This window comes from Tepidimonas ignava (assembly GCF_004342625.1).
Taxonomy (GTDB): Bacteria; Pseudomonadota; Gammaproteobacteria; order Burkholderiales; family Burkholderiaceae_C; genus Tepidimonas; species Tepidimonas ignava.
Genome location: NZ_SMAH01000002.1, coordinates 226,942 through 241,477 on the forward strand (window position 1 = coordinate 226,942; position 14,536 = coordinate 241,477).

Annotated in this window: 14 protein-coding genes; 8 read left to right on the plus strand and 6 right to left on the minus strand. The window is 69.8% G+C overall.

Annotated elements, in window-relative coordinates:
- Nucleotides 1-56: 56 nt before the first annotated feature.
- On the minus strand, nt 57-1,646 hold the full coding sequence (gene ahpF, locus EDC36_RS02375; protein WP_132961656.1) for an alkyl hydroperoxide reductase subunit F: 1,590 nt from the start codon (nt 1,644-1,646) through the stop codon (nt 57-59).
- Nucleotides 1,647-1,801: 155 nt separating this feature from the next.
- On the minus strand, nt 1,802-2,365 hold the full coding sequence (gene ahpC, locus EDC36_RS02380; protein ID WP_132961657.1) for an alkyl hydroperoxide reductase subunit C: 564 nt from the start codon (nt 2,363-2,365) through the stop codon (nt 1,802-1,804).
- 217 nt (nt 2,366-2,582) lie between these two features.
- Between ahpC and EDC36_RS02385 the strand changes: the two genes are divergently transcribed.
- The 8 genes from EDC36_RS02385 (at nt 2,583) to EDC36_RS13215 (ending at nt 10,365) form a co-directional block, all read left to right on the plus strand.
- Nucleotides 2,583-4,838, plus strand: coding sequence for a TonB-dependent receptor (locus EDC36_RS02385; protein ID WP_243646437.1), 2,256 nt, complete (start codon nt 2,583-2,585; stop codon nt 4,836-4,838).
- 28 nt (nt 4,839-4,866) lie between these two features.
- Nucleotides 4,867-5,556 (plus strand): Fe2+-dependent dioxygenase, encoded by a 690-nt coding sequence (locus EDC36_RS02390; protein WP_132961658.1) that lies wholly within the window; start codon nt 4,867-4,869, stop codon nt 5,554-5,556.
- Nucleotides 5,553-6,677, plus strand: coding sequence for an alpha-hydroxy acid oxidase (locus EDC36_RS02395; RefSeq protein ID WP_132961659.1), 1,125 nt, complete (start codon nt 5,553-5,555; stop codon nt 6,675-6,677). The genes EDC36_RS02390 and EDC36_RS02395 overlap by 4 nt, the downstream gene beginning before the upstream one ends.
- A 64-nt stretch (nt 6,678-6,741) precedes the next feature.
- The gene (locus EDC36_RS13445; protein WP_132961660.1) at nt 6,742-7,530 is read left to right on the plus strand and encodes an energy transducer TonB; all 789 of its coding nucleotides are present in this window, start codon (nt 6,742-6,744) and stop codon (nt 7,528-7,530) included.
- Nucleotides 7,531-7,582: 52 nt separating this feature from the next.
- On the plus strand, nt 7,583-8,341 hold the full coding sequence (locus tag EDC36_RS02405; RefSeq protein WP_132961661.1) for a MotA/TolQ/ExbB proton channel family protein: 759 nt from the start codon (nt 7,583-7,585) through the stop codon (nt 8,339-8,341).
- A gap of 22 nt (nt 8,342-8,363) precedes the next feature.
- Entirely contained in the window at nt 8,364-8,777 is a 414-nt protein-coding gene (locus tag EDC36_RS02410; protein WP_132961662.1) for an ExbD/TolR family protein, read from the plus strand.
- A 214-nt stretch (nt 8,778-8,991) separates the two neighbouring features.
- Nucleotides 8,992-9,687, plus strand: a complete 696-nt coding sequence (locus EDC36_RS02415) for a Bax inhibitor-1 family protein (protein ID WP_132961663.1) — start codon at nt 8,992-8,994, stop codon at nt 9,685-9,687.
- A gap of 132 nt (nt 9,688-9,819) precedes the next feature.
- Nucleotides 9,820-10,365, plus strand: coding sequence for a hypothetical protein (locus EDC36_RS13215; RefSeq protein ID WP_207895022.1), 546 nt, complete (start codon nt 9,820-9,822; stop codon nt 10,363-10,365).
- A gap of 43 nt (nt 10,366-10,408) precedes the next feature.
- Here the strand turns inward: EDC36_RS13215 and rlmD are convergent, their stop codons facing one another.
- From rlmD to surE, 4 genes are read right to left on the minus strand one after another with little or no spacing between them, the layout of a single operon-like run.
- Nucleotides 10,409-11,896, minus strand: coding sequence for a 23S rRNA (uracil(1939)-C(5))-methyltransferase RlmD (gene rlmD / locus EDC36_RS02425; protein WP_409785645.1), 1,488 nt, complete (start codon nt 11,894-11,896; stop codon nt 10,409-10,411).
- Nucleotides 11,896-12,843, minus strand: a complete 948-nt coding sequence (locus EDC36_RS02430; RefSeq protein ID WP_132961664.1) for a peptidoglycan DD-metalloendopeptidase family protein — start codon at nt 12,841-12,843, stop codon at nt 11,896-11,898. The genes rlmD and EDC36_RS02430 overlap by 1 nt, the downstream gene beginning before the upstream one ends.
- A gap of 25 nt (nt 12,844-12,868) precedes the next feature.
- Entirely contained in the window at nt 12,869-13,672 is an 804-nt protein-coding gene (locus tag EDC36_RS02435) for a protein-L-isoaspartate(D-aspartate) O-methyltransferase (protein WP_132961665.1), read from the minus strand.
- Nucleotides 13,669-14,481 (minus strand): 5'/3'-nucleotidase SurE, encoded by an 813-nt coding sequence (gene surE, locus EDC36_RS02440; RefSeq protein WP_132961666.1) that lies wholly within the window; start codon nt 14,479-14,481, stop codon nt 13,669-13,671. The genes EDC36_RS02435 and surE overlap by 4 nt, the downstream gene beginning before the upstream one ends.
- Nucleotides 14,482-14,536: the final 55 nt, after the last annotated feature.

Here is a 14,536-nt window from a genome sequence, read left to right on the forward strand (position 1 = left end):
GCGGGGCGGGTCGGATCTGGACCGGGGCTCGGCGCGGCCCCGGTCCCAGACCGGGGTTAGGCCACCGCGGCTTCGGTGGCTTGCGGGGCCGGCATCCGAATCAACTCATCGAACGCCGCCAGCGCCGCCTTGGCGCCTTCACCGGCAGCCACGACGATTTGCTTGTACGGCACCGTCGTGCAGTCGCCCGCCGCCAGCACGCCGGGCACGCCGGTGCGGCATGCGGCGTCGATCTCGATTTCGCCGAAGCGGTTGCGCGGCACCACGTCGCCCAACCACTCGGTGTTAGGCACCAGGCCAATCTGCACAAACACCCCTTCCAGCGCCAGGGTGTGCTCGGCGCCGCTGGCGCGGTCGCGCCAGCGCAGGCCGGTGACCTTGTGGCCGTCGCCCAGCACCTCCAAGGTCTGCGCCTGCGTCAAGACGGTGACGTTGGGCAAGCTCTTGAGCTTGCTGACCAGCACCGCGTCGGCTTTGAGCTGTTCGGCAAACTCCAGCAGCGTCACGTGCTGCACGATGCCGGCCAGGTCGATCGCAGCCTCCACCCCCGAGTTGCCCCCGCCGATGACCGCGACCCGCTTGCCCTTGAACAGCGGACCGTCGCAGTGCGGGCAGTAGGCCACACCGCGGTTTTTGTACTCGGCTTCCCCGGGCACATTGAGGTTGCGCCAGCGTGCCCCCGTGGCCAGCACGACGCTGCGCGCACGCAGCGTCGCCCCCCCTTCCACCGTGACGCCGATCCAGCCACCGGGCTGCGCCGCGGGGTGCAAGGCTTGCGCGCGCACCCCCGTCATCACGTCCACCTCGTAGCGCTGGACGTGCGCCTGCAGCGCGGCAGCCAACTGCGGCCCGGTGGTTTCCAACATACCCAGGTAGTTTTCGATGGCCAACGTGTCGTTGACCTGCCCGCCCACGCGCTCGGCCAACAGGCCCACCCGGATGCCCTTGCGCGCGGCGTAGACCGCCGCCGCCGCACCGGCCGGGCCGCCGCCCACCACCAGCACGTCAAACGGCTCTTTCGCCGCCAACGCCGCCGCCTGGCGCTGCTGGGCCCCTTGGTCCAGCTTGGCCAACAGTTCGGCCAACGTGGCCCGGCCGGAGTGGAACACTTCACCGTTGCGCAGCACCAGCGGCACCGCCATCACGTTGCGCTCGCGCACCTCGTCGGCAAACAGCGCGCCGTCGATGATGGTGGTGCGCACGCGTGGGTTGACGATCGCCAGCAGGCTGAGCGCCTGCACCACGTCCGGGCAGTTGTGGCACGACAGCGACATGTACACCTCGAAGTCGTGCTCGCCGGGCAACTCGCGCGCCTGCTGCAACACCTCGGGGGCTTCTTTGGGCGGGTGGCCGCCGGCCCACAGCAACGCCAACACCAGCGACGTGAACTCATGCCCCAGCGGCACCGCCGCAAAGGTCAACTGGGGTGTGCCGTCGGCACGACGAAGGGCAAACGAAGGCCGCCGCGCGGCGTTGCCGTCGGTGCGCACGGTGATCTTGCCGTCGGACAAGCGGGCGATGGTGTGCAGCAATTCGCGCAGCTCGTGCGCGCTGGCCGAGTCATCCAGCGTCGCCACCAGCTCAAACGGCTGCTTGACGTAGGCCAGGTAGGCCTGCAATTGGGATTGGAGTTGGGCGTCCAGCATACGCAGCGCTCCTGGGGTTGGGTGACTGGGACAGCGCACCCCCGACCGGCCCACCCGCGCGGGCCGGTCAAGGTTGCTCAACGATGGGGTTGATCGGGCCATCGGCGCAGGCAGCACCGCACGGTGCCGCCCGGGTGCGCCGACGGCCGGCGGCGTCAGATCTTGCCGACCAGGTCCAGCGACGGGGCGATCGTCTTGGCGCCTTCGTTCCACTTGGCCGGGCAGACTTCGCCCGGGTGCTCGGCCACGTACTTGGCGGCCTTGAGCTTGCGCAGCGTCTCCTTGACGTCACGCGCGATGGCGTTGTCGTGGATTTCAGCGGTCTTGATCACACCCTCGGGGTTGATGATGAAGGTGCCGCGCAGCGCCAGGCCCTCTTCGTCGATGTGCACGTCGAACTGGCGGGTCAGCTGGTGCGTGGGGTCGCCCACCAGCGGGAACTTGGCCTTGCCCACCGCGGGCGAGACCTCGTGCCACACCTTGTGCGAGAAGTGGGTGTCGGTCGTGACGACGTACACCTCGGCGCCCAGCTTCTGGAACTCTTCGTAGTGGTCGGCGGCGTCTTCGACCTCGGTCGGGCAGTTGAAGGTGAACGCCGCCGGCATGAAGATCAGCACCGACCACTTGCCCTTGAGCGACTGCTCGGTGATCTCGACGAACTTACCGTTGTGGAACGCTTGCGCCTTGAACGGCTGCACTTGCTTGTTGATCAGCGACATAGCTCGACTTCCTTTCGTGGTTGAGGGAATGATGGACGCGCCAAGCTGCGCGTCGACCCTGAAATCATAGTACAAAACAATCACGACATCTCATTGATAGTTTCAATCTTGATCATCAGATACCTCGATTCTTTACACAAACGCAAATCGTTCTCATTTGTAGTCTATAATGGCACTGCTCAACGACCCTGTTTACCCATCCAGACCCGCCTTGGCCATGACCATGCCTATACCGACGCCCACCACCCCCACCCTCCCCCTCGGGGCCATGCTGCTGGCGGCCAGCCTGCACGCCGCGGCACAGACCAACCCACCCGCGGCGCAAGCCGCGGCCACGCTGGACACGGTCACCGTCACCGGCCAGTCAGAACCTGCCGAGATCCGCGCCAAGAGCACGCTCAAACCCTCCACCACCCGACTGGGCAAGGGCGAGCAGCAGGTGCGCGACATTCCGCAAAGCGTCACCGTGATGACCGAGCAGCTGTTGGACGACCGCCAACTGGACGACTTGCGCGACGTGCTGCGCACCACCGCCGGCGTGACCTTCCAAGCCGGCGAAACCGGCGAAGAGGATGTGCGTCTGCGCGGCTTCTCGCTCGGGCAAGCGGGCGACATCTACCGTGACGGCATGCGCGAAGGTCAGCTCATCACCCGCGACACCTTTGCCACCGAGCGTGTCGAGGTTCTCAAGGGCTCGGCGTCGATGCTGTTTGGCAAAGGCTCCACCGGCGGCGTGGTCAACCAAGTCACCAAGCAGCCGTTCCTGATGGACCGCTACGAGGTGGAGGCCACGGTGGGCAACGGCAACCACAAGCGCGTGCAAGCCGACCTCAACAAGCAACTCAGCAGCAGCAGCAGCGCCGTGCGCCTCAACGTCATGAAACAAGACGCCGACCTGTGGGGCGCCCAAGACAACCGCGAAGGCTTGGCCGTGGGTGTGCGCACCGGCATTGGCGAGCGGCACGAGTTGGCTGTGGACCTGTACCACCTGCGCACCGACCAGCGCCCCAACTACAACCACCCTTGGCTGTTGACCGGCAACACCGGGGAAACAGGCCGACGCATCGTGCCCGTGCTGGCAGCCAAAAACTACTATGGGCTGGCCAGCGACTACATGGACAGCGATCAGGACGTGCTGACGCTGTCGCACACCTGGCGCCTCAGCCCGCAGGAAGAGCTCAAAACCACCCTGCGCCACGGCCGCTACGAGCGTGATCTGTGGGTCTCGGCGATCGGCTTTTGCCAAAACAACGCCACCCTGTGCCCAGGCCAGACCGTCAGCCTGACCAACCCACCCACCGCCAACACCGTCCTGACCCGCAACGCCAAAGGGCGCCGCGGCATCAGCGACATCACCCAGCTGCAAAGTGACTACAGCCACACGTTTGAGCTGGGCGGGCTGCGCCACCACCTGACCGCGGGCGTCGACATCACCCAGGAAGACGCCAAGCGCAACAACAACAACAGCGGCGGCAACTCGGGGCTGACCACCACCGTAGGCACCCCCAACGACGGCGACAGCCGCGCCGACACCCGCACCTGGGTGTACAACACCTTCACGGCCAAAAGCCTTGGCGTGTACGCGCAAGACGTGGTGCACCTCACCCCGCAATGGAAGGTGGTGGGTGGCCTGCGCTTCGACCGTTTCGAAGCCGACTACACCGATGGCACCACAGGCGCCAGCGGCGGCCGCCGCGACAGCCTCTGGAGCCCACGCGTCGGTGTGATGTACGAACCCGATGCGACCTCGTCGTACTACGCGTCGTTCGGGGAGTCGTACAACACCTCGGGCGACACCTACCAGTTTGCGTTGGGCAACTTCGCCTCCGGCAGCAACAACGCCAAGACTGCCAACACGCCGCCCGAAAAGAGCCGCAACGTCGAAATCGGTGCCAAGTGGGAGCTGTTCGAGCAGCGGGCGCTGGTGGGTGTGGCGCTGTTTCGCAGCGAGAAGTACAACGAGCGCAACACCGACCCCGACAGTGCGGCCACCCAGCAACTGCTGTCAGGCAAGCGCCACGCCACGGGCCTGGAGTTCAACGCCGCGGGCCGCATCACCCCGAACTGGGAAATCTTCTACAACCACACCTGGATCCCCAGCGCCCGCATCGACCGCTGCGCGGAAAGCTCTTGCCCTTCCACCGGCAACAGCCAACGCGTCGGCGACCGCCCGGGCTTGACCCCGAAGCACAGCCTGAGCCTGTGGACCACCTACCGCTTCGCGCCGCAGTGGCGCGCCGGCCTGGGCATCAACCACCGCAGCGAGCAAAGCCCCGAGGGCAACCGCACCGTGGTGGCGCCGGCCTTCACCACCCTGGACGCGATGCTGGAGTACACGCTGGACGAGCGCACCACCCTCAAGCTCAATGTCACCAACCTCACCGACAAGCTCTACGCCGACGCGCTGTACCGTGGCTTTTATACCCCCGGCGCACCGCGGCGCGTGTACCTGAGCCTCAAGACGGTGTTCTAAACTGACCGCCCGGCCCAACCTGCGCACCATGTTGCTGCACCTCAAAGCCATCCTCACCCCGCAGGAACTGCGCGACATCCGCGCCGTGCTGGACGCTGCCGACGCCCCCTGGATCGACGGACGCGCCAGCGCCGGTGCGCAGGCCGCCCAGGTCAAACGCAACGAGCAACTGGCGCAAGACAGCCCGCAGGCCGCAAGGCTGCGCGGCATCGTGCTGCAAGCGTTGCAGCGTGATCCGCTGTTTTTCTCGGCGGCCCTACCACGGCGCATTTACAACCCGCTGTTCAACCGGTATCGACCCGAGGCCCCCGCCTACGGGCCGCACATCGACGGCGCCGTGCTGCACTCCCACGCCGATGGCCAGTGGGTACGCACCGACGTGTCGTGCACGGTCTTTCTGGCCGACCCCGACGAGTACGACGGCGGTGAGCTGACCATCCACGACACCTTTGGCGTGCAGCGCGTCAAGCTGCCCGCGGGCGACGCTGTGCTGTACCCGGGCACCAGCTTGCATGAGGTCGCGCCGGTGACGCGGGGGGCGCGGCTGGCCAGTTTCTTGTGGATCGAGAGCATGGTGCGCAGCGACGAGCAGCGCCGCATCCTGTTCGAGCTGGACATGAACGTGCTCAAGTTGCGCCAGCAACTGGGCGAAACCCCAGCCACCACCGGGCTGACCGGGGTGTACCACAACCTGCTGCGCCTGTGGGCCACGCCATGACGCCAGCCACCGCCCCCCATGCTGCCGCCGCCCCAGCCCCATCGGGGCTGAGCGCCGCCGCCCGCGCGTACCTGCTGGGCGGCGCGGGCGAGCAGCGCACGCTGCAGGCCAACGTCGCCGCGTGGCGCGCCTTCACGTGGTGGCCCCGCGTGCTGGCCACGCCGCCGCATGTCTCCGCCACGGTGGAGCTGCTGGGTCGGCGCTGGCCAGCGCCGTGGCTGGCGGCGCCCATGGCCCACCTGTTGCTGGCCCACCCGCAGGCCGAGCTGGGGTTGGCCCTGGCCTGCGCCGCCCAGGGCGCCGGCCTGGTGTTGTCAACCCAGGCCACGGTGCCCCTGGAGAGGGTGGCGCGCGCCGTGCTGCCTGAGCCCACGCGGGGCCCCCTGTGGTTCCAACTGTACCCGTACGGCGAGCCGACGGCGTGGCTGCACGTGGCGGACCGAGCCGCCCAAGCCGGCTACGAGGCCATTGTGCTCACCGTCGACGCGCCGGTCCAGTGGACGTCCCCGCAGGCGCGCGCGGCCGGCTTTGCCCTGCCTGCCGACTGGCCGCAACCCAACCTGCCCGCCGGCGCCCCCCACGGCACGCTGGATGCGCTGCTGCGCTGCGCCCTGCGCTGGGACGACGTTGCCTGGCTGCACCAGCGCTGCCCGCTGCCGCTGGTGCTCAAAGGCATCCTGCACCCCGCCGACGCCCGGCACGCTTGCGACGCAGGGCTGTGCGACGCCATCATCGTGTCCAACCACGGCGGTCGGGTGCTGGATGGTCTGCCCGCCACGGCGCTGGCGCTGCCGGGCATCGTGCAGTCGGTGGGGGGGCGTGTCCCGGTGCTGGTGGACGGTGGATTGCGCAGCGCCGCCGACGTGGCGGTGGCCTTGGCCCTGGGGGCGCGCGCCGTGCTGGTCGGACGTCCGCTGATCGAGGCTCTGGCCAGCGCAGGGCCAGCGGGCGTGGCGGCGTTGTGGCGTCAGTGGCACGACGAGCTGCGTGGCACGATGGCGCTGCTGGGCTGCGCCGAGCCCGCCGCATTGCACCCCAACCTGCTGCGCAGCCCTGCCCCCACCGACCCCAACAACGCTGCACCAAGCCAACCCGAACGGAGCCCGACGCCATGCACTTGACTTGGATACTTGGGTTGAGTCTGCTGATCGTGCTGACCGCCGCAGTCTGGGTGCTGAAGCGATGATGAGCGCGTTCGTTGCCCCCGACCTTGGCGCGCCAGCCTTGGCGCCCGGTGCACGCAGCCGGCGTGCGCAGCACCGCCCCGGCCGCCGCGTGGCCACCGTGACGGCCATCGTCACCGCAGCCCACGTCGCCGGCTTGTGGGCGCTGTCACGCGCGTGGAGCCAGCCTGCCAGCCCCACGGCACCGCGCATCGTGCAGGTGCAACTGCTGACACCCGAACCCGCGCCGCCGCAACCTGCTGCACAACCCGCCCCGCCACCCGAGCCACCCCGGCCCAAAGCCGTGCCCAAGACCGCCCCGGTGCGTGCAGACACCCCACCGCCGCCCACCGCCCCACCCCAGCCCGAGGCCACGCCAACGCCAGCACCCGAGGCGGTGGCCGTGACCTCGGCACCCCCAGTGGCGGCGCCGGCCACACCCGCACCGGGCGCCGCCGTGGCCGCCTCGGCGGTCGAAGCAGCCAGCCCCGCCGCGTCCGCCGCGGCGGCGCCAGCCGCTGCACCGCGCATCGAGCTGCCATCGGCCTCGGCAGCCTACCTCAACAACCCCCCGCCGCCGTACCCGGCGCTGTCGCGCCGCCTGGGCGAACAGGGGCGGGTCGTGCTGCGCGTGCGCATCGAGCCCGACGGCACCGCCTCGGCCGCGGAAATCCGCACCTCCAGCGGCTACGAGCGGCTGGACCAGGCCGCGCTGCAGGCCGTGCTGCGCTGGCGCTACGTACCGGGCAAACGCAACGGCGTGCCTGAAGCCATGTGGTTTTTGGTGCCGGTGCAGTTCGTGCTGCAGTGACCCACCGCCTCGATACAAGCCTCCTGGACAACCGTCATACGAGATCAAAACCATGGACACCACCACCCCTTCGTTCGGTCTGGCCCACCTGTGGGCGCAAGGCGACGGCGTCATCCGCGGCATCGCCGTGCTGCTGCTACTGATGTCGGTCGTCTCGTGGGTCATCATCATCGTCAAGGCGCTGGAGCTGCGCCACCAGCGCGCGCTGGCGCGCCGCGTCGAGGCGTTTTGGCACGCCAGCGACTTTGCCGAGGGGCTCGATCGCCTCGGGCGCGAACCGGACAACCCCTTCCGGCTGCTGGCTTCGCACGGGCGCGACGCCGCCGCCCACGTGCAGGGCCAGGATGGCACGCCGCGCGCGCCGCAGTTGCACGATCAGCTCGACCTGAGCGAATGGGTGCAGCGCGCGCTGCGCCACGCGGTGGACGACATCGTGGCGCGTCTGCAAAGCGGCCTGTGGGTGTTGGCCTCGGTCGGCTCCACCGCACCGTTCGTGGGGCTGTTTGGCACCGTGTGGAGCATCTACCATGCGTTGGTCAGCATCGGCGCCAGCGGCAGCGCGGGGCTGGACCAAGTCGCCGGTCCCATCGGCGAGGCGCTGATCATGACGGCGCTGGGCCTGGCCGTGGCCATCCCCGCCGTGTTGGGCTACAACGCGCTGGTGCGCGGCCACAAGGCGTTGGTGCACCGCATCAACCGTTTTGCGCACGAACTTCACGCCTACTTCGTCACCGGCGCGCGCGTGGCGGCCACGGCCCCAGCCCCCGCGTCGGCCAAGGTGCAGCCCCTGCGGGCCGAAGGCCGCGCGTGAACCACGCCACGAGGAGCCAGCCATGGCCATGACGGTCACCGACCACGACAACGATGAGCTGATGAGCGAGATCAACATGATTCCGCTCATCGATGTGATGCTGGTGCTGTTGATCGTGTTCATCATCACGATCCCGGTCATCAAGCACGCCGTGCAGGTCAACCTGCCGCAGGCCAGCGCCGAGCGCAGCACCCCACCGCCGCAAGCGGTGCGCCTGAGCGTGCAGGCCGACGGCCGCTACCTGTGGAACGACGAGCCCATCGACGACGCCCAGCTGGATGAGCGGCTGCAAACGATCGCCGCGCAGGACGTGCAGCCCCCGCTGCACCTGCTGGGCGACCGCGACGTGCGCTACGAGCGGGTCGCGCAGGTGCTGGCCAAGGCCCAGCAGGCCGGCGTCAAGGGCATCGGTTTTGTCACCGAGCCGGCGCGCTGACGACGTCAGGCCGTCGGTCGCCCGCTCGGCCAGGGGCCTGGTGCGGCGGCCGACCCGCCGCGCCGTGCGCGCCCATGTCCGCCATGCAGGGCGGTCGAGGAACTCCGGTGCGCCCTCATCCTCTAACGTCAGGCGCAGCCGGTGTGGTACGCTGCGCGCGGCGTTGTCATCGGCAACGCGCCACGTTACCCCGCAACCCTAGGAGACCCGATCGATGCGTCTGGACACCCAAGTCTTGCATCCCACCGACACCCTGGCCAGCGCCGCCGGCCAGCGCCAGCGTGTGCTGCGCAACACCTACGCCCTGCTGGCGCTGAGCATGCTGCCCACCGTGTTGGGGGCGTGGATCGGCATGCGCACCGGCGTAGGCGCCGTGCTGTCGGGCGGCGTGGGCCTGGTGGTGTTCCTGGTGGGCGCCTTTGGCTTCATGTTGGCCATCGAGCGCACCAAGCACTCCGGCACCGGCGTGGCGGTGCTGCTGGCCTTCACGTTCTTCATGGGACTGATGCTGTCGCGCCTGCTGGGCGCGGTGCTGGGCCTGGCCAACGGGGCGCAGTTGGTGATGACCGCGTTTGCCGGCACGGCCGGGGTGTTTTTGGTCATGGCCAACCTGGCCAGCGTCGTCAAACGCGATCTGGAAGGCCTGGCCAAGTGGTTGTTCTTCGGCGCCATCGTGCTGCTGATCGGCGGCATCATCAACGTTTTTGTGGGCAGCACGGCCCTGATGGCGGCGTTGTCGGTGATGGCCATCGGCATCTTCAGCGCGTTTTTGCTGGTGGACCTCAAGCGCATCGTGGACGGGGGCGAAACCAACTACATCACCGCCACGCTGGCGCTGTACCTGAGCCTGTTCAACATCTTCCAAAGCCTGCTGGCGCTGCTGGGCGTCTTCGGCGGCGAGCGTGAATGATCCAGCCGGAGGCCGCACCCACCGGTGCGGCCACGCCGCCCACCGCAAACGCCGCAATTGCGCGGCGTTTGTGCTTTTGATGCGGGGATGGCACCCACCCCGCCCGCGCTGCCGATCGGTGACAATCGAGCCATGCTGGCACCGACACCGCCCCAAGCCGACACGCCGCGCGGCCGACGCGCGGCGTGGCTGCTTGCCGTTGCGCTGACGGCCACCACGCTGCCCGGCTGCGACATGTTGGGCATCGACACGCCGGCCAAACAAGCCGAGCGGCGGGAGGCCGAGGGCAAGGCCATCGGCGCAGCGTGCCGGCACACCCAGCGCAGCCTGGAGGATTGCTACGCCAGCAACCCCAAGGCTTCCAAAGCCGCCATCTTTGCCGGCTGGCGCGAGATGGACGAGTACATGCGGGAAAACGATATCCCGCCCGCCACCCCGACGGCCCGCCCCGCCCCACCCGCCGAGCCCAAAGAGGAGGTCGTCGACGCGGGGGACGGCGCCCAAGGCCCGCAGGCCGAAGGCAAAGCGGCGCCCGTGGGCGGGACCGCCGCCCCTGCGGCCGCCAACGCCAACGGCACCACTGCGGCGACGGCGGCCCCCGCCGGCGCCAAGCCCCCCACCGGCAGCATCGTACCGAACCTTGCCCCCGCGGCGCAGAAAACACCCCCGCGCCAGTGAGGCGGCGCAGCGAGCGCGGCGGCCGCGTGCGGGAGGCCGGGCCTCAGGCCCCGACGCGGTCGAACACGGCGATGCTTTCCACGTGCGCCGTGTGCGGAAACATGTTGACCACCCCGGCCGCGCTGCAGCGGTAGCCCGCCTGATGCACCAGCAGCCCGGCGTCGCGCGCCAGCGTGGCGGGGTTGCAACTGACGTACACAATGCGCGTTGGCGGCTGCCACGCCGCCCCCGAGCCCGCTGCGGGCCACGAGCCGCCCGCGCGCGCCGCTTGCACGGTGTCGGCCAGGGCCTTGACCAGCGCCAACGCGCCTTCGCGCGGTGGGTCGATCAACCAGCGCTGCGCCACGCCGTCGGCCACCAGTTGCTCAGGCGTCATCGCGAACAGGTTGCGCGCCACAAACGCGGTCGGAGCCAGCCCACCGCGGCGCTGCTGGTTGTGCGCCCAGTTGTCACGCGCGCGCTGCACCAGCGCCTCGCTGCCCTCCACCCCCAGCACCGCACCGGCCTGCGTGGCCAGCGGCAGCGTGAAGTTGCCCAGGCCACAAAACCAGTCGATCACGCGCTCGTCGCGGCGCACCTCCAACAACCGCAGCGCGCGCGCCACCAGCACGCGGTTGATGTGCGGGTTGACCTGGGTGAAATCGGTGGGCCGGTAGGGCATGTGGATGCCGAACTCCGGCAGCGCGTAGGCCAGCGGTGGCGTGCCGTCGTGCGCATCGAGCCGGTGCACGCTGTCGGGTCCGGCGGGCTGCAACCACCATTGGATGGCCGCCTGGGGATGGGCGGCGGCAAAGGCGCGCAGCAGGTCCCGGTCGTGCTCGTCCAGCGGCTCCAGGTGGCGCAACACCAGCGCGGTGACACCTTCGCCGCAGGCCAGCTCGATTTGCGGACAGCGCTCACGGGCGTGCAGCCCCATGATCAGCGTGCGCAAGGGTTGCAGCAGCGCGCTGACCGGCGGCGGCAGCACGGCGCAGGTGTCCATGTCGGCCACGTAGCGGCTTTTGCGCTCGTGGAAACCCACGAGCACCGTGCCTTTGCGTGGCACGTGGCGCACCGCCAGCCGGGCACGCCAGCGGTAGCCCCACGCCGGCCCGGCGATGGCAGGCAGCATCCGCTGCGGTCGCACCTTGCCCAGGCGCTGCAGGTTGTCTTCCAGCGCACGCTGCTTGATCGCCACCTGCGCGCCGGGGTCGATGTGCTGCATTTTGCAGCCGCCGCACGCGCCCGCATGCAGGCCGAAGTGGGGGCAGCGCGGCGTCACCCGCAACGGCGAGGGGCGGTGGATCGCGACGGCCTCGGCGGCTTCCCACTGTGGTTTGCGCCGCGTCACACGCACCTCGGCCCACTCGCCGGGCAAGGCGCCTTCGACAAACACCACCTTGCCCTCGGGACGGCGCCCCACGCCGTGCGCTTCCAGGTCGATGGCGTGGATCGGCACCGCCTCGGGCGGCACACCCGCGGGGCGCACCGGCGGCACGGCCTCGCTGAGGGCGGCCGATGCCACCCGCTCCATGTCGTCGTCGTGCTCCATCAACGGCTCGGCAGCAGGCTCAGGGGATCGACCGGCTTGCCCTGACGCCGCACCTCGAAGTGCAGCTTGACCCGGTCGGCGTCGGTGTTGCCCATCTCGGCGATCTTTTGCCCTTGGCGCACGGTTTGGTCCTCGCGCACCAACAGCGTCTGGTTGTGGGCGTAGGCGGTCAGGTAGGTGTTGTTGTGCTTGATGATGACGAGGTTGCCGTAACCGCGCAGGTCGGAGCCCGCGTACACGACACGCCCATCGGCCGCGGCCAGCACCGGGTCACCCGCCTTGCCGCCGATGCCGATGCCTTTGTTGCGCACTTCATCAAAGTGGTACAGCACCGGACCACGCGCCGGCCACGCCAGCGCGATGGCGTCGGCGGGGGCGGCTTTGGCCGGTGTGGGTTCGGGCGTGGCGCTGGCCGCCGGCGCTGGCTTGCCGGTGCCGTTGGCCGCCGCGGGCGCGCCGCCACCGGTCGTCGACGGCGAGCGGGCGCCGCTGGGCGGGGTTTCAAGCGGACGCGCCTGCACCGGGGCAACCGCGGCCACCGGTTGCGTTTGCACCCCGTCGCCGGCGGTCACCGGCTCCGCCGTCGGCGGCACCACCCGCAGCACCTGCCCAACCTCGATACGGTTGGGGTCGCTCAGGTTGTTCCAGGCCGCCAGGTCGCGCCAACTGTGGCCGTGTTCCAAGCCAATGCGGTACAACGTGTCGCCCGGCCGCACCGTGTAGTAGCCGGGCTTGCCGGCGTTTTCGCTGCCGGGCGGGGGCGGCGTGGCGGGAGTGGCGGGCGCCGGTGCGGGCAACGGCGCCGCCGCGGCCGCGCCGGCCACCCGCCGATCTTCCACAGGCGCGGTGCGTGCGGGTTTGCTGGGGGCTGCGCAGCCGGCCAGCAGGGCCAGCAGCCCCCCGGCCAACAGCCAGGCACCGCAGCGGTGCGGTTGTTTGAGCGTCATCGCAGCGTCGTTTTCGTAGCAGGGTTCACAGCACGCCCGATTGTAGGGGGACGAACCGCACGCCCTCGAGCACCTCGCGCTGCCACCCGGTGGCGGTGCGCTGCACGACCACGAGCCGCTGCTGCCCCGGTTGCACCTCGGCCGGGGCCACCAACCGCCCCCCGACCGCGAGTTGATCCAGCCACGCTTGGGGGATGGCCTCCCCGCCCGCCGCGGCGATGATGCCGGCGTACGGCGCCCCCGCAGGGTAGCCGGCGGTGCCGTCGCCCAAAATCAGGTGCAGGTTGGGGATGCGCAGCGGCCGCAGATTGTCGCGCGCCTTGTCGTGCAGGGCGCGCAAGCGCTCCATGCTGTACACCTCGCGCGCCAGCCGGGCCAGCAGCGCCGCCTGGTAGCCACAGCCGGTGCCAATCTCCAGCACCCGCCCCAGCGGCAACGTCTGGCCGGCGCACAACAGCTCCAGCATGCGCGCCACCACGCTGGGTTTGGAAATCGTCTGCCCCCAGCCGATGGGCAATGCGGTGTCCTCGTAGGCCTGGGGCACCAGCGCGCTGTCCACAAAGCGATGCCGCTCCACCGCAGCCAGCGCCTGCAACACCGCCGGATGGGTCACCCCCTGCTGCGCCAGGCGCTGCACCATGGCCTGGCGCACCGCCGCCGAGTCCAGCCCCACCCCCTGCGCGCTGGGCACCGCCCCCGCGGGGCGCGCGCCCGGGGTTGCCGCCCCCGCACGGCGTGCGGGTACCGCAGGGGCCGGACGCAGCCCTTCCAGGGTGGCCGGAAACCGCGCCCCGCGCCCCCGCGCACCACCCGCGCCGGGTTGGCTCATGCCTGCGCCTCGCTGCCCGCGCGCAGCGCAGCCGCCGTCTGCGCCCAGTACGCCAGCCGGGCATGGTCGGTCAGGTCGATCTGCAGCGGCGTGATCGCCACGTACCCTTGGCGTGTGGCGTGAAAGTCCGTGCCCTCGGCATCGTCCTTGGCCGGCCCGGCGGCGCCGATCCAGTACATCGTCTCGCCGCGCGGGTTGACCTGGGTGATGACCGGCTCGGCGGCGTGCCGTCGCCCCAGCCGCGCCACCTTGAAGCCACGGATCTGCGCGCGCGGCAACGCGGGGATGTTGACGTTGAGCAGCCACGGCTCGGCATGCGCGCCTTCGGCCCCCTGCGCCACCGCTTGGGCATGGGCCTGCACCGCCGGCTGCAGACTGCGCACCAACTGCGCCGCCAGCGCCACGGCGTCATCCAGGTGCGCCCAGCCCTTCTCTGTCAGCGAAAACGCAATCCCCGGGATGCCAAACAGGTACCCCTCCATCGCCGCGCCCACGGTGCCAGAGTAAATCGTGTCGTCACCCATGTTGGCGCCGTTGTTGATGCCAGACACGACCAGGTCCGGCCGGTACGGCAGCAGCCCGGTCAGCGCGATGTGCACGCAATCCGCCGGGGTGCCGTTGACGTAGCGCACGTGCTCATCCGCGCGGTGCACGTACAGCGGCGCGTTGAGCGTCAGCGCGTTGGATTTAGCGCTGTTGTTGTGTTCGGGCGCGACGATTTCGACGTCGGCAAACGCCCGCAGCGCGGCCGCCAGGGCCTGAATGCCAGGGGCTTGGTAGCCGTCGTCGTTGCTGAGCAGGATACGCATGCGGCGCATTGTAGGCGCGCCGCTGGCCCGCCGCCCAGGTGACACCCATGCCGGA

Coding starts and splice junctions, on each gene's coding strand:
- ahpF (WP_132961656.1), bottom strand. CDS start 1,646: ATGCTGGACGCCCAACTCCAATCCCAATTGCAGGCCTACCTGGCCTAC.
- ahpC (WP_132961657.1), bottom strand. CDS start 2,365: ATGTCGCTGATCAACAAGCAAGTGCAGCCGTTCAAGGCGCAAGCGTTC.
- EDC36_RS02385 (WP_243646437.1), top strand. CDS start 2,583: ATGACCATGCCTATACCGACGCCCACCACCCCCACCCTCCCCCTCGGG.
- EDC36_RS02390 (WP_132961658.1), top strand. CDS start 4,867: ATGTTGCTGCACCTCAAAGCCATCCTCACCCCGCAGGAACTGCGCGAC.
- EDC36_RS02395 (WP_132961659.1), top strand. CDS start 5,553: ATGACGCCAGCCACCGCCCCCCATGCTGCCGCCGCCCCAGCCCCATCG.
- EDC36_RS13445 (WP_132961660.1), top strand. CDS start 6,742: ATGAGCGCGTTCGTTGCCCCCGACCTTGGCGCGCCAGCCTTGGCGCCC.
- EDC36_RS02405 (WP_132961661.1), top strand. CDS start 7,583: ATGGACACCACCACCCCTTCGTTCGGTCTGGCCCACCTGTGGGCGCAA.
- EDC36_RS02410 (WP_132961662.1), top strand. CDS start 8,364: ATGGCCATGACGGTCACCGACCACGACAACGATGAGCTGATGAGCGAG.
- EDC36_RS02415 (WP_132961663.1), top strand. CDS start 8,992: ATGCGTCTGGACACCCAAGTCTTGCATCCCACCGACACCCTGGCCAGC.
- EDC36_RS13215 (WP_207895022.1), top strand. CDS start 9,820: ATGCTGGCACCGACACCGCCCCAAGCCGACACGCCGCGCGGCCGACGC.
- rlmD (WP_409785645.1), bottom strand. CDS start 11,896: ATGGAGCACGACGACGACATGGAGCGGGTGGCATCGGCCGCCCTCAGC.
- EDC36_RS02430 (WP_132961664.1), bottom strand. CDS start 12,843: ATGACGCTCAAACAACCGCACCGCTGCGGTGCCTGGCTGTTGGCCGGG.
- EDC36_RS02435 (WP_132961665.1), bottom strand. CDS start 13,672: ATGAGCCAACCCGGCGCGGGTGGTGCGCGGGGGCGCGGGGCGCGGTTT.
- surE (WP_132961666.1), bottom strand. CDS start 14,481: ATGCGTATCCTGCTCAGCAACGACGACGGCTACCAAGCCCCTGGCATT.